Annotated in this window: 22 protein-coding genes, 1 tRNA gene and 1 other RNA gene; 10 read left to right on the top strand and 14 right to left on the bottom strand. The window is 69.3% G+C overall.

Annotation, left to right across the window (positions count from 1 at the left end; genetic code table 11):
* Window positions 1-78 precede the first annotated feature (78 nt).
* Both otsB and ASF76_RS05030 read right to left on the bottom strand, forming a co-directional pair.
* On the bottom strand, window positions 79-858 hold the full coding sequence (gene otsB / locus ASF76_RS05035) for a trehalose-phosphatase (RefSeq protein WP_055953940.1): 780 nt from the start codon (window positions 856-858) through the stop codon (window positions 79-81).
* Window positions 855-2318, bottom strand: a complete 1464-nt coding sequence (locus ASF76_RS05030; protein ID WP_055953937.1) for an alpha,alpha-trehalose-phosphate synthase (UDP-forming) — start codon at window positions 2316-2318, stop codon at window positions 855-857. The genes otsB and ASF76_RS05030 overlap by 4 nt, the downstream gene beginning before the upstream one ends.
* 201 nt (window positions 2319-2519) lie before the next feature.
* On the opposite strand from ASF76_RS05030, the gene ASF76_RS05025 reads away from it, so the two are divergent.
* Window positions 2520-2774 (top strand): hypothetical protein, encoded by a 255-nt coding sequence (locus tag ASF76_RS05025; RefSeq protein WP_055953934.1) that lies wholly within the window; start codon window positions 2520-2522, stop codon window positions 2772-2774.
* A gap of 71 nt (window positions 2775-2845) precedes the next feature.
* Here the strand turns inward: ASF76_RS05025 and ASF76_RS05020 are convergent, their stop codons facing one another.
* The 3 genes from ASF76_RS05020 to ASF76_RS05010 are packed head-to-tail and all read right to left on the bottom strand — an operon-like array spanning window position 2846 to window position 5518.
* The gene (locus ASF76_RS05020) at window positions 2846-4033 is read right to left on the bottom strand and encodes an acetyl-CoA C-acetyltransferase (protein ID WP_055953931.1); all 1188 of its coding nucleotides are present in this window, start codon (window positions 4031-4033) and stop codon (window positions 2846-2848) included.
* Window positions 4030-4686 (bottom strand): CoA transferase subunit B, encoded by a 657-nt coding sequence (locus tag ASF76_RS05015; RefSeq protein WP_200936081.1) that lies wholly within the window; start codon window positions 4684-4686, stop codon window positions 4030-4032. Before ASF76_RS05015 ends, ASF76_RS05020 begins: the two co-directional genes overlap by 4 nt.
* Before the next feature lies 1 nt (window position 4687).
* The gene (locus ASF76_RS05010) at window positions 4688-5518 is read right to left on the bottom strand and encodes a CoA transferase subunit A (protein ID WP_055953928.1); all 831 of its coding nucleotides are present in this window, start codon (window positions 5516-5518) and stop codon (window positions 4688-4690) included.
* A 103-nt stretch (window positions 5519-5621) separates the two neighbouring features.
* Here ASF76_RS05010 and ASF76_RS05005 point away from each other — a divergent pair, with 103 nt between their 5' ends.
* From ASF76_RS05005 to ASF76_RS04995, 3 genes are read left to right on the top strand one after another with little or no spacing between them, the layout of a single operon-like run.
* A complete protein-coding gene (locus ASF76_RS05005; protein WP_055953925.1) occupies window positions 5622-6422 on the top strand; it encodes an IclR family transcriptional regulator in 801 nt (266 codons plus the stop codon).
* 49 nt (window positions 6423-6471) lie between these two features.
* Window positions 6472-6933, top strand: a complete 462-nt coding sequence (locus ASF76_RS05000; RefSeq protein WP_055953922.1) for a MarR family winged helix-turn-helix transcriptional regulator — start codon at window positions 6472-6474, stop codon at window positions 6931-6933.
* Window positions 6930-8159, top strand: coding sequence for an MFS transporter (locus ASF76_RS04995; protein WP_055953919.1), 1230 nt, complete (start codon window positions 6930-6932; stop codon window positions 8157-8159). Before ASF76_RS05000 ends, ASF76_RS04995 begins: the two co-directional genes overlap by 4 nt.
* 88 nt (window positions 8160-8247) lie before the next feature.
* On the opposite strand, the gene ASF76_RS04990 is transcribed toward ASF76_RS04995, so the two are convergent.
* Entirely contained in the window at window positions 8248-9999 is a 1752-nt protein-coding gene (locus tag ASF76_RS04990; protein WP_055953916.1) for a DUF4082 domain-containing protein, read from the bottom strand.
* Window positions 10000-10799: 800 nt separating this feature from the next.
* Window positions 10800-10872, bottom strand: a tRNA-Lys gene (locus tag ASF76_RS04985).
* Window positions 10873-10985: 113 nt separating this feature from the next.
* Between ASF76_RS04985 and ASF76_RS04980 the strand changes: the two genes are divergently transcribed.
* Window positions 10986-11792, top strand: coding sequence for an inositol monophosphatase family protein (locus ASF76_RS04980; protein ID WP_055955328.1), 807 nt, complete (start codon window positions 10986-10988; stop codon window positions 11790-11792).
* Entirely contained in the window at window positions 11789-12361 is a 573-nt protein-coding gene (locus ASF76_RS04975) for a hypothetical protein (RefSeq protein WP_055953913.1), read from the top strand. Before ASF76_RS04980 ends, ASF76_RS04975 begins: the two co-directional genes overlap by 4 nt.
* Before the next feature lie 25 nt (window positions 12362-12386).
* On the opposite strand, the gene ASF76_RS04970 is transcribed toward ASF76_RS04975, so the two are convergent.
* Window positions 12387-12653, bottom strand: a complete 267-nt coding sequence (locus tag ASF76_RS04970) for a hypothetical protein (protein WP_055953910.1) — start codon at window positions 12651-12653, stop codon at window positions 12387-12389.
* Window positions 12654-12738: 85 nt separating this feature from the next.
* Between ASF76_RS04970 and ASF76_RS04965 the strand changes: the two genes are divergently transcribed.
* A complete protein-coding gene (locus tag ASF76_RS04965; protein ID WP_055953907.1) occupies window positions 12739-13278 on the top strand; it encodes a YaeQ family protein in 540 nt (179 codons plus the stop codon).
* Window positions 13279-13369: 91 nt separating this feature from the next.
* Here ASF76_RS04965 and ssrA read toward each other — a convergent pair.
* Window positions 13370-13740, bottom strand: a transfer-messenger RNA (tmRNA) gene (ssrA, locus tag ASF76_RS16635).
* Between the two features lie 149 nt (window positions 13741-13889).
* Here ssrA and ASF76_RS04960 point away from each other — a divergent pair.
* Window positions 13890-14546 (top strand): SIMPL domain-containing protein, encoded by a 657-nt coding sequence (locus tag ASF76_RS04960; protein ID WP_055953904.1) that lies wholly within the window; start codon window positions 13890-13892, stop codon window positions 14544-14546.
* 55 nt (window positions 14547-14601) lie between these two features.
* On the opposite strand, the gene smpB is transcribed toward ASF76_RS04960, so the two are convergent.
* The 4 genes from smpB to prfB form a co-directional block, all read right to left on the bottom strand.
* Window positions 14602-15078, bottom strand: a complete 477-nt coding sequence (smpB, locus tag ASF76_RS04955) for an SsrA-binding protein SmpB (protein WP_055953901.1) — start codon at window positions 15076-15078, stop codon at window positions 14602-14604.
* 54 nt (window positions 15079-15132) lie between these two features.
* Window positions 15133-16050 (bottom strand): permease-like cell division protein FtsX, encoded by a 918-nt coding sequence (gene ftsX / locus ASF76_RS04950; RefSeq protein ID WP_055953897.1) that lies wholly within the window; start codon window positions 16048-16050, stop codon window positions 15133-15135.
* Window positions 16047-17093 (bottom strand): cell division ATP-binding protein FtsE, encoded by a 1047-nt coding sequence (gene ftsE / locus ASF76_RS04945; RefSeq protein WP_055953893.1) that lies wholly within the window; start codon window positions 17091-17093, stop codon window positions 16047-16049. Before ftsE ends, ftsX begins: the two co-directional genes overlap by 4 nt.
* 120 nt (window positions 17094-17213) lie before the next feature.
* Window positions 17214-18323 carry a peptide chain release factor 2 gene (gene prfB, locus ASF76_RS04940; protein WP_055953891.1) on the bottom strand — a complete coding sequence of 370 codons (1110 nt, stop codon included), beginning with the start codon at window positions 18321-18323 and terminating at the stop codon, window positions 17214-17216.
* 71 nt (window positions 18324-18394) lie between these two features.
* On the opposite strand from prfB, the gene ASF76_RS04935 reads away from it, so the two are divergent.
* Together ASF76_RS04935 and ASF76_RS04930 are read left to right on the top strand one after the other, a co-directional pair.
* On the top strand, window positions 18395-19630 hold the full coding sequence (locus tag ASF76_RS04935) for an MFS transporter (RefSeq protein WP_055955325.1): 1236 nt from the start codon (window positions 18395-18397) through the stop codon (window positions 19628-19630).
* Window positions 19631-19720: 90 nt separating this feature from the next.
* The gene (locus ASF76_RS04930) at window positions 19721-21307 is read left to right on the top strand and encodes a M28 family peptidase (RefSeq protein ID WP_055953888.1); all 1587 of its coding nucleotides are present in this window, start codon (window positions 19721-19723) and stop codon (window positions 21305-21307) included.
* 178 nt (window positions 21308-21485) lie between these two features.
* Here the strand turns inward: ASF76_RS04930 and ASF76_RS04925 are convergent, their stop codons facing one another.
* Complete coding sequence (locus tag ASF76_RS04925; RefSeq protein WP_055953884.1) at window positions 21486-22508, bottom strand: NADPH:quinone reductase; 1023 nt, start codon at window positions 22506-22508, stop codon at window positions 21486-21488.
* Window positions 22509-22524 lie beyond the last annotated feature (16 nt).

Below are 22524 nucleotides of genomic sequence, written 5' to 3'. Positions count from 1 at the left end.
GATGAACGGCGGATTAATCGCCGTGTGCAGGAGCGCCCAAGACCCCTGGACGCGGGCGCCGCCCGGCGCACACGCCGGTCACGCGCCGTGCGCTCGGCGCAGGCGCGCCACGTCCTCCAGTACGGCGACGAACGCGGCGATGTCGTCGACGCGCAGGCTGGCCGTGGTCTCTCCCCCGCCGACCCGGACGCCGAGGTCCTGAGGTCCCAGCGAGCGCAAGGCGTCTTCATCGGTGACGTCGTCGCCGGCGAACAGCACGGCAGACGCCCCGACGCGCTCGCGGAGGCGCGCGACCGCGGAGTCCTTGCCCTCGTGGCGGAACGCGAACTCGAGGATGTCGTGCCCCGTGCGACGTCGCCAGGTGGGGGCTTGCGCTCCGACCAGTGCGTCGACGAGGTCTCGCGCGGCACGGGCGGTCGCGGCATCCGCCGTGCGCGTATGCACGCCGAGGCCGTACTCCTTCGGCTCGATCCACACACCGTCCATCTCATCGGTGCCGGCCGTGGCTTCCCGCTGCAGACGGTCGCGCAGCGCGAGGTCGTCGGTGTCGTCGGGGGTCTCTTCGACGCCGTTGCCGGGCACCCAGAACTGCGCGCCGTGCGAACCCGCGAGCCAGACCGGCGAGTCGTCGGCGTGCTCGGAGATCTCACGAAGGTGGGCCAGCGAACGGCCCGAGACCAGCGCGACGACCGTCCGCGGCAGTGCCGCGAGCTCATCGACGATCGCGCGCGCCGCCGGGGTCATGCGCGCCGACATCGGCTCGTCGACCAGCGGCGACAGCGTGCCGTCGAAGTCCAGCGCGATGAGCAGGGTGTGGGTGGTGGCGACGGCCTCGACCGTCGCGTCGGCGGCGGTCATTCGGCATCCGCCTGATCGTCGTCAGTACCGGCCTCGACCTCGGCGTCCGCTGCACGGGACGAGCGGCCGTGGAACGCCGACAGCGCCTCGAGGAAGCCGCGCGACCAATCCTCGACGTCATGCTCGCGGACGCGACGGCGCAGGGTGCGCATCCGTCGGCCCTGCTCGGCCGCGGGCATGTCGACCGCGCGGATGACGGCATCCTTCAATCCGTCGATGTCGTGCGGGTTGATGAGCAGTGCGCTGCCCATCTCGTCGGCGGCCCCGGCGAATTCGCTCAGCACGAGCACGCCGCGGTTGTCGATGCGGCTGGCGACGTACTCCTTGGCGACGAGGTTCATGCCGTCGCGCAGGGCCGTGACGAGCATGACGTCGGCGGCGAGGAACAGTGCCACCATCTCTTCGCGCGGGTACGACTGATGCAGGTAGCGGATCGCTGTGTGCGTGGTGGTGTCGTAGTCGCCGTTGATACGCCCGACGGTCATCTCGATCTCGTCGCGCAGCTGCATGTACGCGTCGACGCGCTCGCGACTGGGGCTCGCGACCTGCACGAGGGTGGCGTCCTCGACCGTGGCCCGGCCGTCTTCGAGCACCTCGCCCCACGCCTTGAGGCGGTGACGGATGCCCTTGGTGTAGTCGAGTCGGTCGACGCCGAGCAGGATCTTGCGAGGATTGCCGAGTCCCTCGCGGATCTCCCTGGCGCGCTGCTGGATGTCGGGCCGCTGGGCCAACTCGACGTACGACTCCGCGTCGATCGAGATGGGGAACGCCTTCGCCAGGGCGACGCGCGTGCCGCCTTCGGCGTCGGGCACCAGGATGCCGCTGGCCTTGGTCTCGTAGCGCAACTGACGACGTACGGCCCGGGCGAAGTTGCCCGCGTCGGCGACGCGCTGGAAGCCGATGACGTCGGCGCCCAGCAGACCCTCGAGCACCTGCTTGCGCCACGGCAGCTGGGAGTAGAGCCCGTAGGCCGGGAACGGGATGTGGTGGAAGTACCCGATCGTGATGTCGGGGCGCAACTCCCGCAGCAGCTTCGGCACGAGCTGCAGCTGGTAGTCCTGCACCCAGACGGTGCCGCCCTCGGCCGCGACCGCTGCCGCTGCGTCGGCGAAGCGCTTGTTGACCTTGACGTAGGCGTCCCACCACGCGCGCTTGTAGGTGGGCGGCGAGATCACGTCGTGATAGAGCGGCCAGATCGTGTCGTTCGAGAAGCCTTCGTAGTACAGCTGCACGTCGGAGGCGGCGAGCGTGACGGGAACGAGGTGCATGTCGTCGAACTCGAACGGCTCGACGTCGACATCGGCTTGACCTGCCCACCCCACCCACGCACCGTCGGCACTGCGCATGACGGGTTCGAGGGCGGTCACGAGTCCGCCGGGCGAGCGCCGCCACCCCTCTCCATCGGGGGTGCGGTCGACGGGCAATCGGTTCGCGACGACGACGAAATCGGCCTGGGTCACAGGTCCTCCTCGGGGATCGACCTCAGGCTAACAGCGGGCCGGATCCCGGTTCGGGGGCTGGACGCCGGCGTGAGAACCGGTCGTGGGCGCCGGAAACGTTCCGACGCGCCGCATTCCGTCGCCCCCGTTGTTCACCGAACGGGGCGCGCGCGGGTGTCAAGGCGGCGGCGGCGATGAACCACGGGTCGGTAAGTTGGGCGCATGCGGCAGTACATCTTCGGAACCGGTCTCCTCAGCGCCATCACCGGCGGCGTCACGCTCCTGCGCGGACTCAAGAACGACGAGCCGTTCACCTGGCGGACCGCTCTGGCGTGGCTGAGCTGGGGCATCACCCTCGCTCTCGCCGTCGGCGCCGTCGTCGACACGCGTCGCGCCCGCCGGGGCCGAATGATCGCGGGTGACTCCCCCGTCCAGAAGAAGCAGGGCAAGCTGCTGAAGAAGCGCCTCACGCGCTGAGCACCCCTCGAACGTTCCGGATGCCGCGGCCTGAGGGTCGCGGCATCCGTTCGTCGATCAGCGGGTGGGTGTCACCGGGTGAGGATGAGTGCGTCGCCCTGACCGCCGCCGCCGCACAGGGCCACGGCTGCCGTGCCACCGCCCCGACGGATCAGCTCATGCACCGCGTGCACGACCAGCCGGTTGCCGGAGGCGCCGATGGGGTGACCGAGCGCGATGCCGCCGCCGTGCGGGTTGACCACGTCATCGGAGAGTCCGAGCTCGGCCTGCGACCGCGCGACCACGGCCCCGAACGCCTCGTTGATCTCGACGAGATCGAGGTCGGATGCCGCGATGCCCTGCTTCGCGAGCGCCTTCTCGATCGCGCGTGCGGGCTGGGCGTGGAGGGAGTTGTCGGGTCCGGCGACCTGGCCCGAGGCTCCGAGCGTGGCGAGCACGTCCCAGCCGCGCTCCTCGGCGGTCGCGCGGGTCGTGACGACCACGGCAGAAGCGCCGTCAGAGATCTGCGAGGCGTTTCCGGCCGTGATCGAGCCGCCCTCGGCGAAGGCGGGGCGGAGCTTCGCGAGCGTTGCGACCGTGGTGTCAGGGCGGATGCCCTCGTCGGCGGTGACGACGACGGGTTCGCCTTTGCGTTGCGGGATCGACACCGGCACGATCTCGGCGTCGAACACCCCGTCGGCCTGCGCCGCGGCGGCGCGCTGGTGCGAGCGCGCGGCGACGGCATCCTGGGCTTCGCGGGTGACCTCGTAACGGGCGTTCGCGCGCTCGGTCGAGGCGCCCATGCTCTCGCGGTCGTACGCGTCGGTCAGGCCGTCGAAGGCCATGTGGTCGATCACCTCGACGGAGCCGTAGGCGTAGCCCTCGCGCGAGTTCATGAGCAGGTGCGGGGCGCGGGTCATGGATTCCATACCGGCCGCGACGACGACGGTGGCGTCGCCCACGCGCAGCATGCGGGCCGCGTCGATGATCGCCGTGAGACCCGAGAGGCACACCTTGTTGACGGTCGCGGAATGCACATCCCACCCGATTCCGGCCTCGATCGCGGCCTGCCGTGCGGCATTCTGCCCAGCGCCGGCCTGCAGCACCTGACCCACGAGGACGGCGTCGACGGCGTCAGCCGGGATGCCGCCGCGCTCGATGGCTCCGCGGATCGCGGCGGCGCCCAGTTGCACGGCGGTGAGCGGAGCGAGTTGCCCCTTGAGCCGACCCTGCGGGGTGCGTGCGGCGGCGACGATGACGATGTCGTTCTCAGCGCTCATGCGGTCTCGATCTCCTCAGTGAGTCTCACGGTCAGCGGGGGCTCGGTGGCATCCCGCACCTCGTCGACGCCGACGCCCGGGGCGAGCTCGACGAGCACGAGTCCATCCTGCGTCACGTCGATGACGGCGAGGTCGGTGATGATGCGATCGACGACGCCCCGTCCGGTGAGCGGCAGGGAGCACCGGTCGACGATCTTGGGCGAGCCGTCCTTGGCGACGTGCTCCATCAGCACGATCACCCGGGCGGCGCCGTGCACGAGGTCCATCGCGCCGCCGGGGCCCTTGACCATCTTCCCCGGGATCATCCAGTTGGCCAGGTCTCCGGATGCCGACACCTGCATCGCCCCGAGGATCGCGGCATCGATCTTGCCGCCGCGGATCATGCCGAAGCTCAACGCCGAATCGAAGAAGGCGGCCCCCGGGAGGGTCGTCACCGTCTCTTTGCCGGCGTTGATCAGATCGGCGTCCACCGCGTCGTCAGTCGGGTACGGACCCACGCCGAGGATGCCGTTCTCGGACTGCAGCACGACGGTCACCCCGTCGGGCACATGGTTGGGGACCAGGGTCGGCAGGCCGATGCCGAGGTTGACGTAGGCGCCGTCGGCGAGCTCGCGGGCGGCGCGGGCGGCCATCTCCGTGCGGGACAAAGTCATCTCAGATCTCCTTGACGATCGCGGCAGTGGTCCCTGAGCCTGTCGAAGGGACCGGTCCCGGCTCAGCGGCACCCTCGCGGATCGTGCGCTTCTCGATGCGCTTCTCGACGTCGCCGACCTCGACGATGCGGTGCACGAAGACTCCCGGCAGGTGCACGGCATCCGGATCGACCTCGCCCGGCTCGACGAGGTGCTCGACCTGCACGATGCAGGTGCGTCCGGCCATCGCCGCGAGCGGATTGAAGCTGCGCGCGGCCTTGCGGAAGACGAGGTTGCCGTGGCGGTCGCCCTTCCAGGCGTGAACGAGGGCGAAGTCTGTGGTGATCGCCTCTTCCAGGACGAACTCACGGGGCTCGCCGCGCACGTCGAAGCTCCGCACGTCCTTCGCGGGCGATGCCACAGCGATGCCGCCGGTGCCGTCGTAGCGGCGAGGCAGCCCGCCCTCGGCGACCTGCGTGCCGACGCCCGTCTGGGTGTAGAACGCGGCGATGCCCGCGCCGCCGGCGCGCAGCTTCTCGGCCAGCGTGCCCTGCGGGGTGAGCTCGAGTTCGAGTTCGCCCGTCAGGAACTGCCGCTCGAACTCCTTGTTCTCGCCGACGTACGACGAGGTCATCTTGCGGATGCGGCCGGCCCCGAGCAGGATGCCGAGCCCCCAGTCGTCCACCCCGCAGTTGTTCGACACGACGGAGAGATCGCGCGTCCCCTGCGCGAGCAGCGCCTCGATGAGAGCGATGGGATTGCCGGAGAGGCCGAATCCTCCGACGGCGAGCGAGGCTCCGTCGGGGATGTCGGCGACGGCGTCGGCCGCCGATGCCCAGGTCTTGTCGATCACGCGTACTCCTTCGAACAGCGGTGATCCCATGCTGCGACGGTGGGCGCGGGCGCACACAGCGACATCTTGCGATGTGGATGCCGCAGCGCGTAGCGTCCACATCGTGGACACCCCATCTGGATCGGCCCCACGAGCCGGCGTCCCCGGCGCGCAGGTCATCGCCCGTGCGGCGCACCTGCTGCGCCTGGTGACCGCCGCGGGCGACACCGGCACGAGCGTCGGCGACCTCGCGCACGACGCCGCCCTGACCCGCCCGACGGTGCACCGCCTCCTCACCGCGCTGCGCGCGGAGGGACTGGTCGATCGCGACGACGCCTCCGGACGGTGGTTACCGGGGCCGGAGCTGTATCTCATGGGGAGTGTGGCGGCATCCCGATTCGATGTCACCGCCACTGCGCGCGACATCGTGCGCTCGCTCGCGGTACGGACGGAGGAGAGTGCGTTCCTCTCGGTGCGGCGCGGCGATGAGACCGTCTGCCTGGTGCGCGAAGACGGGAGCTTTCCCATCCGCTCGTTCGTCCTGTCGGAGGGGGTGCGCTTCCCGCTGGGCGTCGCGTCGGCCGGACTGGCGATCCTCGCCTTCCTCCCGCCCCAGGATGTGGACGCCTATCTGGAGCGGCATCCGGAGCTGGCGGAGCGGTGGGGAGCGTCGCACTCCCCCGCGCGCCTGCGCGCGCGCATCGCCGATACGAAGGCCCGCGGCTACGCCGTCAATCCGGGGCTGATCGTCGAGGGCAGCTGGGGTCTGGGAGCGGCGGTCTTCACACGGTCGGGTGATCCGCAGTGGGCGCTGAGTTTGACCGGCGTCGAGTTCCGGTTCGGCGGTGAGCGCCTCGCCGAGCTGGGTCGCGTCCTGTTGGCGCACGCGCATCAGCTGTCGACGCGGATCGCCGCGCGATCGTGACGTCCTCCATTTAGATACCCTAGGTATATACCTGCGGTATGCTTTCTCCATGACCCGCGACGACGACCTGCAGACACTCTTGCTCGCGGTGCACGCCCTCACGCGCATCGCGGCCATCGACACCCAGAACGACGCTCCGGCGGCGCAGTGGCGCACGCTCACGCTCTTACGCGACCACGGGCCCCAACGGCTCGGCGATCTGGCAACCCTGAGCCGGGTGACCCAGCCGGGTATGACGCGGCTGGTACATCAGATGGATGCCGCGGGGCTCGTCGAGCGTGCCGCGCACCCGAGCGATTCGCGCGTCAGCGTGATCCGCGCGACCGACGCCGGCCTGGCGGCACTCGCCGGCTGGTTCGAGCAGTTCCGCGCGGCGCTCGCGCCCCACGTCGCCGATTTGTCGGGGACGGAATGGGATGCCGTCGGCGTCGCCGCCTCGGCCCTCTCCCTGCGCGTGGGTCTCGTGCCCGTCGCGCCTCCCACCCACGAACTGGAAGAGGTCGTCCGGTGACCGCCGACACCGCAGCACCCCGCATCTGGCAGCAGCCCGCGCAAGTGTGGGCCGTCGCATTCGCGTGCGTCGTGGCGTTCATGGGCATCGGGCTCGTCGACCCCATCCTTCCGGCCATCGCCGAGTCGTTGCAGGCAAGTCCTGTCGAAACAGAGCTGCTGTTCACGAGCTACCTCGTCGTCACCGGTCTTGCGATGCTCGTGACGAGCTGGATCTCGAGCCGGATCGGAGCGAAGGCGACGCTCCTGGTGGGCTTGGCCCTCATCGTGGTGTTCGCGCTCCTCTGCGCCCTGAGCGGCAGTGTGGACGCGATCATCGGTTTCCGCGCCGGGTGGGGACTCGGCAACGCGCTGTTCATCTCGACCGCTCTCGCCACCATCGTGGGGGCGGCGTCAGGGGGCAGTTCTGCGGCGATCATCCTGTACGAAGCCGCCCTCGGCCTCGGCATCGCCGTGGGGCCGCTGCTGGGCGGCATCCTGGGCGAAGTCAGCTGGCGCGGACCGTTCTTCGGCGTGGTCGCCCTGATGGCCGTCGCGTTCGTGGCCGTGATGCTGCTGCTGCGCGGACCCACTCCCGAGCGCACGCCTCTGGCGTTCAGCGCACCGTTCCGTGCTCTGGGTCGACCCGCGCTGGCGATCCTCGCCGCGACCGCATTGTTCTACAACATCGGCTTCTTCACGCTGCTGGCGTTCTCGCCCTTCCCCCTCGGCTTCGGCGCGATGGGCATCGGCCTGACGTTCTTCGGGTGGGGTCTGGGACTGGCGATCACCAGCGTGTGGGTCGCACCGCTGCTGCTGCGGCGTCTGCGGCTGACGACGGTGCTGCTCATCGCGCTACCGCTTCTCGCCCTCGATCTCGTCGCCGCCGCGTTCGTCGTCTCGTCGGCCGCCGCCCTGGTCACCTGCATCGTGGTCGGCGGACTCGTCCTCGGGGTGGTGAACACCGCGCTCACCGAGGCGGTGATGGAGGCGACCGACCTGCCGCGTTCGGTGGCGTCGTCGGCGTACTCCGCCGTGCGTTTCCTCGGCGGCGCCGTCGCTCCGCCGCTCGCCGCCCTGCTGTGGCACGCCTTCAACGCGGGAGTTCCGTACATCATGGCGGCCGCGTCGGTCGTGATCGCCAGCCTGTGCATCCTGTTCGGACGCCCGCTGCTCGCCCACATCGACGGTGCGCACCCGGATGCCGCCGACGAGGGCGCCGCGGTGCTGGTGGGCGACGCGGCGTGACGCTGCGGAGCCGGTGGTGAGGCGCCGGATGTCCACACTCGATCGGAAACCGATCGGGCGCGGCATCCGGCGCCTCGCCGTGCAAGCGTCAGCCCCAGATGGCCGCCAGGCGTTCGGCTGTCGGCACGGGCGCGATCTCGTCGAGGTCGTCGAGCGTCATCGGCTCGAGCTTGCTGAATCCGCGGTCCCCCTTCGTGCTCTCGGATGCCTCGACGGCGGAGAACGAGTAGTAGGGCGAGACGCTGCCGGCGACGGAGGTGGTCTCCATGGCCAGGCCCGACCACGTGCCGTGGAGCGAGTTCGCGCCGATCACGGGCTGACCCCCCTCGTAGACCGGATAGCGCAGCTGCCCCGTCTTGCCGCCGACCACCAGGGTGTTGCGGGATTCGCCGCCGCTGTTGTTGCCGGCGATGATGCCCTGATTCGTCGACTGGAACACCGCTGAATCCTCGATCACGACGTCGGTGATGGTCCCATCACCCGAGGTGGTGACGAATTGAATGGTGTCCGTGTGGGCGCTGGAGCCGCGCGCCTTGTAGTGCGGCGCGGCGTACAGCCCCGAGAGGGTGAGCCCGTCGATGTCGTATCCGCCGGCGGACTTCACCTCCATTCGGTCGTATCCGGCGCCCTCCGCGGCCTCGGTACCGGCCACCACCTCAACGACATCCGTGTCTCGAACCCCCTGAACGCCATTCGCGGTGATGAGCAGGGTGCGCACGGTCGTGTACCCGAAGCCGAAAGCCTCCACGTTGCGCAGCATCACCGAGGTCGCGCCGAAGTCGATGCCGACGATGGACACGCCGCGGATGCCGACGAACGCGACGCCCTTGTCTCCGGCGGTCTTGACCGAGCCGACACCGTCGCACGGCGTGACGAGGATGCGCGAAGCACGGTCGGCATTGCCGACGTCCTGGATGACGCCCTTGGAGCTGGATCCCGCGCCGTTGCCGCCCGTGATGGTGCCCGGCGAGACACAGACGACCACGTCGTCCGCGGTCTTGGCCTCCGCGTTGATCGCCGCGGAGATCGCGGCCCACGTGGGCTTCACCTGCACCACGCGCGCCTCCCCGACACGGGGGGTGTTCTCGGGCCAGTGGGAGCCGTCGGGGTCGACGGTGCTGACGGGTCCGGCGGGGTCGGGCGCGGGCGGCGTCGGCTCGACCGGAGTCGGTGTCGGTGTCGGTGCGGGCTCGGTCGGTTCCGGCTCGGTCGGCTCGACCGGCGACTCGGGTCCGGACTCGAGGTCGGGTTCGGGGGTGAAGGCGATGTCGATGAGACCGCTGGAGGCCTGTCCGATGGTGGGGAACCCGGCGGAGGCCTTGTAGACCCCGGCCTTCGCGGGAGTGACGATGCCGTTGGTCGTCTTCGCCTCGGCGAAGAAGTTCTCGATGGCGGGGATACGGCCGTTGTTGTCGAGCACGCTGACGGTGTACGAGACATCCGCGTCGAGATCGAGCTCGATCGGGACGGTTCGCCAACCGACCGCGGCCACAGGATCGACCGGGGCCCGGGCCAGAAGGACGCCGGCGGCCGACCAGACCGACGCACTGACGACACCCGAGTTAGAGGCGTTCTGGTAGAAGCGGACGGCCGATAGGGCGCCCGACTCCGCGGGCGAGAAGGTGAAGCCGACCTCGAGCGGACCGGGGACGGGCATCGCGTTGACCTGCGGTCGCGCACTGTCGGGGAGGAGTCCCACCGGCCCGGTCACCGCGGCGACGCTGGGCGTCGCACTTCCGGTGACCAGGGCGGCGGCGACGGCGACGGTGGTGACGATCAGGGTGCGTCGGTGGCGGGCGGACGAACGGGACGGAACACCGGAGGCGGCGTTGAGTTCCATGGGCGCATTGTGCTTTCGGCTCGAGCTCAGGGTGCGCATTATTTCTTTACGCCCCGCGGCGGGTGCAAATGTCAGGACCGCTGCGGCGCAGCAAATCCGACCTCATACCCGTACCATTACGGGTGGATTAAGAATGGACCGCGCGGAGCCCCCTCATTCGAGCTGCCGAACGTGTCGCGCGACCGTACCCACGGTGAAGATCGCGGGAACGACCGGACCGTCCTGCGAACAGTACCTGGATGCCTCGGGCGGATGCCGCGCCTCGACAGCCGTGCAAACCGCACCAGGACGCGGAACGCGCTCTTGACACCGCATCGTCGGGTGCCGGAAGATAGCGGTAACTCGGCCCTTGGGGCGTGAAAGCGAGTGCAATAGCGTCATCCGACGATCTCTCGGCGACTTCCGCGGAACGTGCGAAGAGAATAGACCGCCTGGCGAGCCATGCGACAGGAACCACCGCGAGGCCGTTCTGCCACGTCCGTTTCCGGAGCAATTCACTCGTGCGGTCTGCGAATTTCACCCCTTCGACAAATGACGTCGTCTCTCCGCTGCGCGAACCGTGGATACCAGGAAGCGGCCACTGCACGCCGGAACCAGTAGTGGGGCCACTACGGATCACGGGCGCGACCGCGAGATAGTCGGGCCCACTGCGCACCCGTACGACGCCCTCGCGCGTCAGGACCGGGTCTTCTGACGGCGACGACGGTGGTCGCACCTGCGCCGGGAGACCAGCCGTGCCCCCGGGAAAGGCGGAAGCCCGGCATCTCATCTTGCGATGAGAAACCGGGCTTCGTGGCTTGTGCACCCCCTGGGACTTGAACCCAGAACCCACTGATTAAGAGTCAGTTGCTCTGCCGATTGAGCTAGAGGTGCGTTCCGTTTCGGACCGAAACTCGCGTTCCGAACCGAGGGATTACGTTACCAGGCGTGACGCGGGCACACCAAATCGGCCGCCCGTCGACCGATATCCTTGAGCCGTGTCCCCGATCGAAGCGACGCCTCCGACCCTCACCGACGACCTCGCCCTCGCCCTGCGCCTGGCCGACGCCGCCGACGCCGTATCGATGCGCAGCTTCGACGCGGCCGACCTCCGCATCGACACCAAACCCGACCGCACGCACGTGACCGAGGCCGACCTCGCAACCGAGCGCGCGATTCGCGAGATCCTCGACGCTGAGAGGCCCGACGACGCCGTTCTGGGTGAGGAGTACGGCGCTTCCGGAGACACCGCCCGCCGGTGGGTCATCGACCCCATCGACGGCACGCACAACTACATGCGCGGGATCCCTGTGTGGGCGACGCTGATCGCCCTCTCCGTCGACGGCGTTCCCCGGGTCGGCGTCGTGAGCCAGCCCGCCATCGGGCGTCGCTGGTGGGCCGCGGTCGGACACGGCGCCTGGACGACGACGGCGTCGGGTGAAACCCGCGGCATCCGGGTGTCGGGTGTGGGTGAGATCGGCGCCTCGAGCATCAGCTTCCAGAGCATCCAGCAGTGGGACGGTGTCGAGCTGGTGCCCGCGCTCGAGCGACTGGCGCGCGCGGTCTGGCGCGACCGTGCCTACGGCGACGCGCTGCCCTACATGTGGCTCGCAGAGGGCCGGCTGGAACTCGTCGCCGAGTTCGACGTGAAGGAGTACGACATCGCCGCGATCGCACCGATCGTGCGGGAGGCCGGCGGCCGATTCACCGCGTTCGACGGCTCTGACCGTCTCGACGCGGGGTCGTCGTTCGCGACCAACGGCGTCCTGCACGACGACTTCTTCGCCCTGCTGCACGGCGAGGGGCCCCGGTGACCGGCCCGCGTCGGCGCGCTGCGTGGGCGACGACAGGGGGGCTCCTCGCCGCCGTCCTGCTCAGCGCCTGCACGGGCCCCGCCCCAGAGGCCGTGCCCAGCGTCGCCGAGTCCGCTTCCGGTCCCCCCATCGAGGCTCCCGAGACGACCGCCACACCCGCGTCCGAGACGCCCGACCCCACGTGCGAGAACATCATTCCGCAGGCAACCGCCGACGACTTCACGAGCCTCGGGTGGGTCACGCAGCAAGAGCCATTCCGTATCGGAGCGATCGCGCTCGAAGACGGCATCCAGTGCAAGTGGGGCGATCAGAAGATCGCGTCCGACCGCGTCCAGATCTTCGGGTGGGCGCCGATCGACGAGGCCACCGCCGCCACGGCCCAGAAGGAGCTCGTCGCCTCCGGCTGGAAGGTCGAGGTCGGCGACGACGGCACCTACGTCACCGAGAACCCGGAGTGGCTCGGTGGTCGCGGCGTCGACGGCTACGGACTGACGTACCTGTTCGGCGACGGCTTCGTCAAGCTCGCCGACACACGACAGAGCCTCATCCTCGTCGACACCCCGCGCTGATCGGCAGCGTGCCCGCCGCTCGACCTCAGCGGTACGGGTTGACCGCCTTGGCATCCCGTGCCGCAGCGAAACCCTCATCCCACGCGTCGCCGCGAGCCTCGACGGAGCGCCACAGTTCGTCGGCACGCAGCACCTGGGCGGCGAAGGCGACCCACTCCCCCCACCCCGCTGAGATCCCGGATGCGGAACCCGCAGCGTCGCCGCGCGGCACGGCGGTCCAGGTGGACGCGTCGGGCGTGGGAGCCAGGTGGAAAGGGCCGACGTCGATGCGGAGCGCGCGAGGGTCAGGCATCCTCCGACGCTAGACGCCGCCAGGGGGCCCGACAAGCCGCGCACCGGCGCTGCGGGGCATCCCCGCTCGCGTAGGCTCGGTCGTCGTGGCTATCGGCTCGACCATTCACACCTTCACGGTGCAGCTCTCCGACGTCGATCGCGGCGTGTACGACGAGCTGCAGCTGCGGGTCGCCCGGCATCCGTCCGAGACGGCGCCCTACATGCTCACCCGCGTCCTTGCCTACTGCCTCGAGTACGAGGAGGGCATCGGCTTCAGCGAGGGCGTCGCCGCCACCGACGAGCCGGCCGTCATGGTCAAGGACCTCACCGGAGCGCTCGTGGCGTGGATCGAGGTGGGAGCACCGGATGCCGCGCGGCTGCACACCGGCAGCATGAAGGCCGAGCGCGTCGCCGTCTACACCCACCGCGACCCCGACAAGGTCTCGGCGGCCTGGGCGGGCAAGCGCATCCACCGTGCCGACGAAGTGCTGCTGCACAGCTTCGACCCCGGCTTCATCGAGCGTGTGGCCGAGGGTCTCGAGCGCCGCAGCACCGCCACCCTGACCCGCACCGAGGGTCGCGTGTACCTCGAACTCAACGACGTCTCGGGCGAGAGCGACATCCACACCCGCAGCGCGGGCTGAGCGCACGGATCGCCGACACGCAAGAAGCCCCCGACCCCGCCGAAACGGGCGCGAGCGGGGGCTTCTTCGTGCAACTCTTCGTGACAACGGCTCGTGGAGCTGGGGGGAATCGAACCCCCGTCCAACGCTGGGTCTCCGCGTTTTCTCCGGGCGCAGTCTGTGCAGACGTTCTGCTCGGCTCCGACCTTTGTCACAGACACCTAAGTCGACGAGCCCAGCCTGGGAAAAGTCCCGCGTGACGTCCAGACGCCGTCACACAGCAAGACCCCTAAATGACGCCAGATTCCGTGGCGGGGTCACACACGGTCTGACGGACTATCGGGCTCGCTTACGCAGCGAGGGCGAAGTCAGTGCGCTTAGCATTGGCACTTATTGTTTTGCAGGGAGCGTTTACGAGATAACCCCACATCCTCGGCCCGCTTTCTCGCGGGTTCGCAGGCGCTGTCGAAACCGATCAGCCCCGGGAACTCCGTGAAGGAGCGGCCGTTGTCACGCTATTGAGTTGCCACCTCGGTTGCCGAAACACCCGAGCATCCCACTCTACAACGGTTCGCGGGGCGCCGGGATTCCCACCTCCGGGATACACGGCGCCCGTCGCGTAGGCTCACCGCATGAGCGACGTCGTCATCACCGTCCGGGGCGAGAGCAACTCGCGCGTCCGCGCCGAAGAAGCGGCGGTGCGCGTCACCGTCTCCACCGACGGCCCCACGCGCGGTCCCGTCGTCGAGCGGGCGCAGGAGCGGGCATCGACCGTTCAAGACGGCCTGGTCGCCCACCTCCGCTCCGGCGAGGTGTCGGAGTGGTCGAGCGCGCGGGTCTCGGTGTGGTCGGACCGCCCGTGGAACAACGAGGGGGCACAGCTGCCCCTCGTGCACCACGCCAGCGTCGAGCTGTCGGCGACCTTCACCGACGCCGGTGCGCTGTCGTGGTGGCTGGGCGATGTCGCCGAGTCCGACGACGTGCAGGTCACGGCCGTCGAGTGGCGCCTCTCCCCCGACACGCGCGCACGCGTGGAGCGCGAAGTCGCAGCCGAAGCTGTCCATGTGGCCGTCGAACGCGCCACGGCCTACGCCGACGCCCTGGGCCTCGCATCGGTCGCGGCGGTCGAGATCGCGGATGTCGGATTGCTCGGAGGTCGCCCCGAGTCACCGACGCCGATGGGCGCCCGGATGATGGCCGCCAGTGCCGACGCCGGCCCGTCGTTCAGTCTGCAGCCGCCCGAGATCGTCGTCACGTCGACGGTGGAGGGGCGCTTCCGCGCGGAGTGACCCGCCCGGAGCGACCGCGACCCCGAGGCACTGACGGGGCCCGTAGCGGGGACTGTCAGTCGCCCAGGCGGTTCTTCGTCCGCATCGCGCGCTCCGCCTCGCGCTTGTCTTCGCGCTCACGGATCGTCTGACGCTTCTCGAACTCGCGCTTGCCCTTCGCCACGGCGATCTCGACCTTGGCCCGTCCGTCGAGGAAGTAGAGCCGCAGCGGGACGAGCGTGTATCCGCCCGCCGACACGGCGTGCGAGAGCTTGATGATCTCTTCTTTGTGCAGCAGCAGTTTGCGGGTGCGCTTGGCGGAGTGGTTCGTCCAGTGCCCCTGCGAGTACTCGGGGATGTGGACCGCGTCCAGGAAGGCCTGCCCACCGTCGATGTACGCGTAGCCGTCGGTCAGGTTCGCCCGGCCCTGCCGCAGCGATTTGACCTCGGTGCCGGTCAGGATGAGACCGGCTTCGTAGGTCTTCTCGATGGCGTAGTCGTGACGCGCCTTCTTGTTGGACGCGATGAGCTTTTCACCCTGCTCACGAGGCATGGTGCCACCTCCTCATGATCATGGGCACACAGAGCCTTACAGATTACCCCACGCTCAGGTGCGCAGCCACCGCCGGATCGCGAAGCTGGCACTGAGGGCGGCCAGGATGACGCCCACGACGACGATGACCGGGATGACGATCGCGACGTCGCCCACGTCGACCCACGACGTGATGAAGCCGATGCGGTCTCGCAGGTACTGGTCGACTCCGACGCCGACGATCGCCCAGACCGCGACGCTCGCGAGTGCCGAGCCGACCAGTGCGGCGAGCACGCCCTCGACGACGAACGGTGTCTGGATGAAGCGGTTGGACGCCCCCACGAGCCGCATGATGCCCAGCTCGCGTCGACGCGCGAACGCCGACAGGCGGATGGTGGTGGCTATCAGCAGCACCGCGGCGATCAGCATGAGCCCGGCGATGCCGACGGCGACGTAGGTCGCGACCGTCAGCGCCTGGAACAACGGCTCGAGGTACTGCAGCTGATCCTGGACGTCTTCGACACCCGTCTGGCCGCTGAACGCCTCGGTGATCACGTCCGACTGACGCTGGTCCACCAGATTGATGCTGAAGGTCGCGTTGAACTGGTCGGCCGTGACGACACCGAGGATGTCCTCGGGCAGCTGCTGCTGGGCGTCGGCGAACACCTCGTCGCTCGTCTGGAACGTGTAGTCGCGGATGAGCGGCGCGAGCGCCGGCCCCTCGAGCGTCGCCCTGACCTCGTCGATCTGCTGCTGCGTCGCGGGCTCTCCCGCGGCGCAGGTGTTCACGTTCGACGAAGACGCGCACATGAACACCGCTACCTGGGCACGGTCGGCCCAATACGACTGCATCTTGCCGATCTGCATCTGCATGAGCATTGCCGCGCCGACGAAGGTGAGCGAGACGAAGGTCACGAGGATGACCGAGATGACCATCGACGCGTTACGTCGCAGGCCCGTGAAGGCCTCCGACAGGATGAGCCCGAACCTCATGACGTGGGCCCCACTTCGTCGCTGCGGTCTGTCTTCTTACCGAGGCCGAGGCGGTCGGCGAGTCCGAGCTCGTCGACCTGGGGCGTCGTGACCGGGATGAACCCCGTGTTGGTCCCCGGCTCACGCGGCTGCCGGGTGGGCTCGTCGGCGGGGGCGTCCGATGCCGGCGCCGCCGCGACGTCCGGGGCGGCATCTGCAGTCCGCTCGGCCCGCGGTGCGGGCGCGGCATCCGTCGTCGGGATCGGCTGCAGGGGACCCGTGCGACCGGTGACCTCGCGCTGCACCTCGAGCACCGCCGAGAGGGCGGCGACAGCCGCTGCTCCCTTCTCGACCTCGGGAGTCAGGCGCGGGATGCTGGCGGTGTCGCCGTACCCGCCGCCGCGCTCGTCGCGCACCATCTCGCCACCACTGAGCTCGATCACGCGCCGCTGCATCTGGTCGACGAAGCCGGCCTCGTGCGTGGCCATGACGACGGTCGTCCCGCCGGCGTTGATGCGGGCGAGCAGGCGCATGATGTCGGTGGACGTGCCGGGGTCGAGGTTTCCGGTGGGCTCATCGGCGAGCAGCACCTGGGGACGGTTGACCAGGGCGCGCGCGATGGCGACACGCTGCTGCTCACCACCCGACAGCTCGTGCGGCAGGCGCTTCTCTTTGCCGTCGAGGCCGACGAGCGCGAGGACCTCTGGGACGGCCTGCTGGATGAATCCACGCGACGACCCGGTCACCTGCAGCGTGAACGCGACGTTCTGGAACACGGTCTTGTTCGGCAGAAGCCGGAAGTCCTGGAAGACCGAGCCGATCTCACGGCGGAAGTAGGGCACCTTGCGATTGGACAGGGTGCGCAGGTCGCGACCGAGCACGACCACGCGCCCCTCGCTGGGCGTCTCGGCGCGCAGGATGAGCTGCAGGCACGACGACTTGCCGGACCCCGATGCGCCCACGAGGAAGACGAACTCCCCGCGCTGCACTTCGAAGTCGACGGCGCTGAGGGCGGGCTTCGCGGTGCCGCGATACCGCTTGGTGACGTTTTCGAACCGGATCATGGCTCGATGAGCCTAAGCGCGGGTCCGAGGCACGCCGTCAGGACGCGCCGTGTCGAGAAACGAGAGAACCCTGTGGATGCCGGTCGTCTGGCATCCACAGGGTCTGTCGTCACGTGAGTGTCAGTCGTCTTCTTTTCGCTTGCGCCAGCGGATGCCGGCGGCGATGAGCCCATCGAGGTCGCCGTCGAAGACGACCGCGGGGTTGCCGACCTCGTATCCGGTGCGCAGGTCTTTCACGAGCTGCTGGCCGTAGAGGAAGTAGGAGCGCATCTGGTCGCCCCAGCTCGCGGTGATGGTACCTGCGAGCTCCTTCTTCTTGGCGGCCTCTTCTTCGCGCTTGAGCAGGAGCAGGCGCGTCTGCAGCACGCGCATGGCGGCGGCACGGTTCTGGATCTGCGACTTCTCGTTCTGCATCGACACGACGAGACCCGTGGGAAGGTGCGTGATGCGCACGGCCGAGTCGGTCGTGTTCACCGACTGCCCGCCCGGTCCCGACGACCGGAACACGTCGACGCGGATGTCACCCTCGGGCACATCGACCTCGACGGCTTCTTCCATGACCGGGATGACCTCGACCGCCGCGAAGCTGGTCTGACGCTTGTCGGCACCGCCGAACGGGCTGATCCGCGCGAGGCGGTGAGTGCCCGCCTCGACGGAGAGCGTGCCGTAGGCGTAGGGCACGTCGACCTCGAAGGTCGCAGACTTGATGCCCGCGCCCTCGGCGAACGAGGTGTCCATCACCTTCACGGGGTACTTGTGACGCTCGCACCAGCGCAGATACATACGCAGCAGCATCTCGGCGAAGTCGGTGGCGTCGTCGCCGCCGGCGCCGGAGCGGATCGTGACGACGGCGGAGCGCGGGTCGTACTCGCCGTCGAGGAGGGTCTGCACCTCGAGCTGACCGATCACGTCTTTGAGGGAGGAGAGTTCGCGACGGGCTTCGTCGGCCGACTCTTCGTCGTCCATCTCGATCGCGAGCCCGACGAGCACCTCGAGGTCGTCGAGCCGCTGCTCGATCTCGGACACGCGCTTGAGCTCCGCCTGGCGGTGGCTCAGCCGGCTGGTGACCTTCTGAGCGTTGTCGACGTCGTCCCAGAGGTTCGGGGCACCGGCCTCTTCGCTGAGACGTGCGATGTCTGCGGTGAGTGCGTCGACGTCGACCACGGCCTGGATATCGGCGAAGGTCGAGCGCAGCGCCTGGATGTCGGCGGTCAAATCGAGTTCGAGCATTTGGCATCCAGCCTATCGTGGACACGGTGACAGGCGACTCTCCCCGGAACGTGCTGGTGCGCTTCGCGCCGATGATCTACGGACCCACCCTGCTCTTCGCCATCGGCGAGGGCGCCGTCATCCCCCTCATCCCCGTGATCGCCGACCGGCTCGGCGCCGACGTCGCTCTCGCGGCCCTGGTCGCCGCCGCCCTCGTCGTCGGCCAGCTGTGCGGCAACATCCCCGCCGGGTGGGCCGTGGCCCGATTCGGCGAGCGCGTGACGATGGGCGTCGCCGGCATCGTCGTGCTGGCCGGTCTCGTCGGGATCGTCTTCGCCTCGTCGCTGGCGGTGTTCGCGGCGGCGGTGTTCCTGATCGGCTTCTGCGCGGCGGCGTTCGCGCTGGCCCGCCATTCGTTCATGACGACGCGCGTGCCGCTGCACTTCCGCGCCCGGGCGCTGTCGCTGCTGGGCGGCACCTTCCGGGCGGGCATGTTCGTCGGTCCGTTCATCTCGGCGGCGCTGTTGGGCATCTTCGGTGACGAGACGGCATCCGTGGTCTTCTTCGCCGTGTGCCAGGTCGCGACGATCCTGCTGGTGTTCTTCGGTCCCGACCCCGAGCGGGCCGTGCCCGTCGGCGCGGGCTCGACGCCTCGGCTACCCGCCGCGACCGGGGCGGCCGAGGACACCGGCGAGCCCGTGACCGGCGCGATCCCCACGGTCGAACGAGCGGGCGTCTTCCGCACGATGTGGCGCTTCCGCGGGGTGTTGGCGCGACTCGGCCTCGCGGCCGCCTCCCTCTCGGCGGTGCGGTCGGCCCGCCAGGTGGTGCTCCCGCTGTGGGGTGTCTCGCTGGGGCTGGATGCCGGCACCATCGCGGTGGTGGTGGGGGTGTCGGGTGCCATCGACTTCGCCCTTTTCTACGCCAGCGGTCAGGTGATGGACCGCTTCGGGCGGCTGTGGGCGGCTCTTCCGGCGATGATCCTCATGGGCGCCGGGTTCATCGCGCTCTCGTTCACCCACGATCTGGGCTCCGCGCCCATGTGGTACGCGATGTTCGCCGCCGTGCTCGGTGTGGGCAACGGCCTCTCGAGCGGCATCCTGCTCACTCTCGGCGCAGACATCGCCCCTCCCAGCGAGCCGGCCGCCTTCCTCGGATCGTGGCGGACGCTCACGGACGGCGGCGGGGCGCTGGCCCCGCTGCTCGTGTCGGCGCTCACGGCGGTGGCGTCGCTCTCGGTCGGGGTCGGGGCGATGGGCGCGATCGCGGTGCTGGGCATCATCGGATTCGTCCGGTGGGTGCCGCGGTATGTGCCGCGCACGCGATGAGCCGGCCGGATAGCACGGAAAGGGGCGACGTGCGCGTCACCATCGGCTAGCCTCCGTGCAAAGCAAGTTCACAGGATGGAGATTCCCCCCATGTCCCAATCCCGAGCTCCACTTCGCACAGGCATCGCCGCCCTCGGCGCCGCCGCCCTCATAGCCGCGTTCGCGGTGGCGCCGGCAGGCGCCGCAACGGCCGCGATCCCCAGTGCCTGCGGCACGCTCTCCGCACCTTCACTGACGAAGATGCAGGCGTGTATCGCGTCGGTCGATCCGGCGACGCACTTGAAAGCGCTCCAGAAGATCGCCGATGAGAACGACGGCAATCGCGCGGCGACCACGAGCGGCTACGACGCCAGCGTGGCCTACGTCGCGGGAGTCCTCGAAAAGGCAGGCTGGAAGGTGTCGTACGACGAGTTCGACTTCTTCGTCTCTCCGCCTCCCGTCCTGAAGCAGATCTCGCCGGCCGAGGCGGACTACGTGGCTCTCGAAGCCACGGGCACCGGCTACGGGTCGGTCACGGGTGACGTCGTCGCCGTGGACACCGTTCTCGACCTGCCGCGCGACCCCGTGACGAGCGGGTGCGAACCGGAGGACTTCGCGACCTTCCCCGAGGGCGCCATCGCTCTGGTCCAGAGGGGCACGTGCTCCTTCCGGCAGAAGGCGGTCAACGCCGAGGCCGCCGGAGCCGGCGGCGTCATCATCTTCAATCAGGGCAACACGCCCGACCGCGAGCCGCTCTTCAGCGGCACGCTCCTCGGCACGCCCGATGAGGCTCCGCTGACGATCCCCGTGGTGACGACGAGCTTCGCCGACGGCGAAGCTCTTTCCGTCGGCACCACTGCGACGCTGTCCATCGATCCTCCGGTGAACAAGCCCCAGGTCAACGTCATCGCGGAGCTGCCCGGAAAGAATGCGGACAACGTCGTCATGGCGGGTGCGCACCTCGACAGCGTCGCCGAAGGCGCGGGCATCAACGACAACGGCAGCGGCTCGGCTGCCCTGTTGTCCGCGGCCCAGGCGCTCGGCAACGTCACCCCGCAGAACACCCTGCGGTTCGCGTGGTGGGGAGCCGAGGAAGCCGGCCTGGTCGGCAGCACCTCGTACGTCGATGGGCTCGCCCCCGACCAGATCGAGAAGATCGCCCTCTACCTGAACTTCGACATGATCGCGTCGCCGAACTTCGTCTACACCGTCTACGACGCCGACGAGTCATCCTTCGAGGCGCCTGTCGAAGTGCCGGAGGGATCCGAAGCGATCGAGTCCCTGTTCGCGAGCTACTTCACGGCCCTGCGGCTCCCGTATGACGATTCGGAGTTCAACGGTCGCAGCGACTACGAAGCGTTCATCAACAACGGAATCCCCTCGGGTGGCCTGTTCACGGGTGCCGAAGAGATCAAAACCCCTCAACAGGCTGCACTCTGGGGTGGCACGGCGGGTGCCGCGTTCGACCCCAACTACCACCAGGTGGGTGACACACTCGCGAACCTCTCGAAGAAGTCGCTGTACGTGAACACGGGAGCGCTCGCCACCGCGCTCCTGACGTACGCGTACTCGACCGAGTCGGTCAACGGTGTCACGGGCAAGAAGCTGCCGATCCCGCTCCCGAAGCCCGCTCCGCCCGCCGGCACCTTCGTCGGCGGAGGCGGGATGTCAGTGCCGCACGCGTCGAACGAGTTCTGACGCTCGACACAGCCCCATCGGCGCGGGGTGACACTCGTCTTCACGGCGTGTGTCGCCCCGGACCGTTGCCGCCTGGGCGGCTCGCCACGGGGACTGAGCAACGTTTCCTCTCCCCCTGACGGACGAAACCGCCGGGGTCGCGCATGACGCGCGGCCCCGGCGGTTTCGTGTGTGGCGGTTACTCCGCGTCGCTCACGCGGATGAGCACTTTCCCCGTCGCGCCGTTCGCGACGGCGTCGTGCGCGGCGGCGGTGTCGGCGAGAGGGAACCACGTCAGGGGCAGCCCGGCGTCGTCTCCGACCGGTAGCGCTCCGTCGGCGACGGCTGCCGACACGTCTTCTGCGGCGGCGGCGAGCGCGTCTTCGCCCACGGTGTACAGCAGCAGGCCCTGCCAGCGGACGTTCTTGGCGAAGCTGGCCCGCACCGCGGCGCTGAACGAGTCACCGCCGTTGTCGGCGTAGTAGCCGATCGAGCCGTGGTTGGCGATCACCTCGACATCGAGGGCGGCGTTGTCGGCGATGGCGACCTCGACGATGTGCTCGACGCCGTTCGGTGCGAGCTCGCGGATGCCGTCGGCGAGCGCGTCGCTCGGGTACTGCAGCACGTGGTGGGCGCCGGCAGCGCGCGCGAGCGCCTCCTTCTCATCGCTGCTGACGGTCGCGATCACCGTCGCGCCGGCCCATGCGGCGAGCTGGATCGCCGCGTGGCCGACGGCGCCGGCGCCGCCCTGCACGAGGACCGTGCGTCCGTTCAAGGCTCCCGGCGCGAGTCGGGACGGCCCGTGCTCGTGCCCGGTCAGGGCGCGGTGGGCCGTCATGGCCGGGACGCCGAGGCTCGCCCCGAGGGCGAACGAGGCGTCGTCGGCGAGCGGGACCGCACGGGCGGCCGGGATCACGGCATACTCGGCGGCCGTGCCGGTGGGACGCTCGTGCTGGGCAAGGTAGACCCACACCCGCTGACCCGTCGACGGGATGTCGACGCCGTCGCCGACGGCATCCACGATCCCCGCGCCGTCCTGATTGGGTGTGACCTCATCCCACGAGAACGGGCGACCGCCCTGTCGGGCCTTCCAGTCGGTCGGGTTCACCCCGGACACGGCGATGCGCACGCGCACCTCGCCGGGGCCCGGGTCGAGCAGAGGACGCTCGACGAGCGAGAGGACGGAGGAGTCACCGGTCTGGGAGTACGTGATCGCCTGCATACGGAAGAAAGCGCCC

Source organism: Microbacterium sp. Leaf151, from assembly GCF_001424225.1.
GTDB lineage: Bacteria > Actinomycetota > Actinomycetes > Actinomycetales > Microbacteriaceae > Microbacterium.
This window is presented reverse-complemented; position numbering and strand designations above follow the sequence as displayed.

What these genes read in the sequence shown, in the direction of transcription:
- otsB (WP_055953940.1), bottom strand. Translation starts at nt 858, where the DNA reads ATGACCGCCGCCGACGCGACGGTCGAGGCCGTCGCCACCACCCACACC.
- ASF76_RS05025 (WP_055953934.1), top strand. Translation starts at nt 2,520, where the DNA reads ATGCGGCAGTACATCTTCGGAACCGGTCTCCTCAGCGCCATCACCGGC.
- ASF76_RS05020 (WP_055953931.1), bottom strand. Translation starts at nt 4,033, where the DNA reads ATGAGCGCTGAGAACGACATCGTCATCGTCGCCGCCGCACGCACCCCG.
- ASF76_RS05015 (WP_200936081.1), bottom strand. Translation starts at nt 4,686, where the DNA reads ATGACTTTGTCCCGCACGGAGATGGCCGCCCGCGCCGCCCGCGAGCTC.
- ASF76_RS05000 (WP_055953922.1), top strand. Translation starts at nt 6,472, where the DNA reads ATGACCCGCGACGACGACCTGCAGACACTCTTGCTCGCGGTGCACGCC.
- ASF76_RS04990 (WP_055953916.1), bottom strand. Translation starts at nt 9,999, where the DNA reads ATGGAACTCAACGCCGCCTCCGGTGTTCCGTCCCGTTCGTCCGCCCGC.
- ASF76_RS04970 (WP_055953910.1), bottom strand. Translation starts at nt 12,653, where the DNA reads ATGCCTGACCCTCGCGCGCTCCGCATCGACGTCGGCCCTTTCCACCTG.
- ASF76_RS04960 (WP_055953904.1), top strand. Translation starts at nt 13,890, where the DNA reads ATGAGCGACGTCGTCATCACCGTCCGGGGCGAGAGCAACTCGCGCGTC.
- smpB (WP_055953901.1), bottom strand. Translation starts at nt 15,078, where the DNA reads ATGCCTCGTGAGCAGGGTGAAAAGCTCATCGCGTCCAACAAGAAGGCG.
- ftsX (WP_055953897.1), bottom strand. Translation starts at nt 16,050, where the DNA reads ATGAGGTTCGGGCTCATCCTGTCGGAGGCCTTCACGGGCCTGCGACGT.
- ftsE (WP_055953893.1), bottom strand. Translation starts at nt 17,093, where the DNA reads ATGATCCGGTTCGAAAACGTCACCAAGCGGTATCGCGGCACCGCGAAG.
- prfB (WP_055953891.1), bottom strand. Translation starts at nt 18,323, where the DNA reads ATGCTCGAACTCGATTTGACCGCCGACATCCAGGCGCTGCGCTCGACC.
- ASF76_RS04935 (WP_055955325.1), top strand. Translation starts at nt 18,395, where the DNA reads ATGATCTACGGACCCACCCTGCTCTTCGCCATCGGCGAGGGCGCCGTC.
- ASF76_RS04930 (WP_055953888.1), top strand. Translation starts at nt 19,721, where the DNA reads ATGTCCCAATCCCGAGCTCCACTTCGCACAGGCATCGCCGCCCTCGGC.
- ASF76_RS04925 (WP_055953884.1), bottom strand. Translation starts at nt 22,508, where the DNA reads ATGCAGGCGATCACGTACTCCCAGACCGGTGACTCCTCCGTCCTCTCG.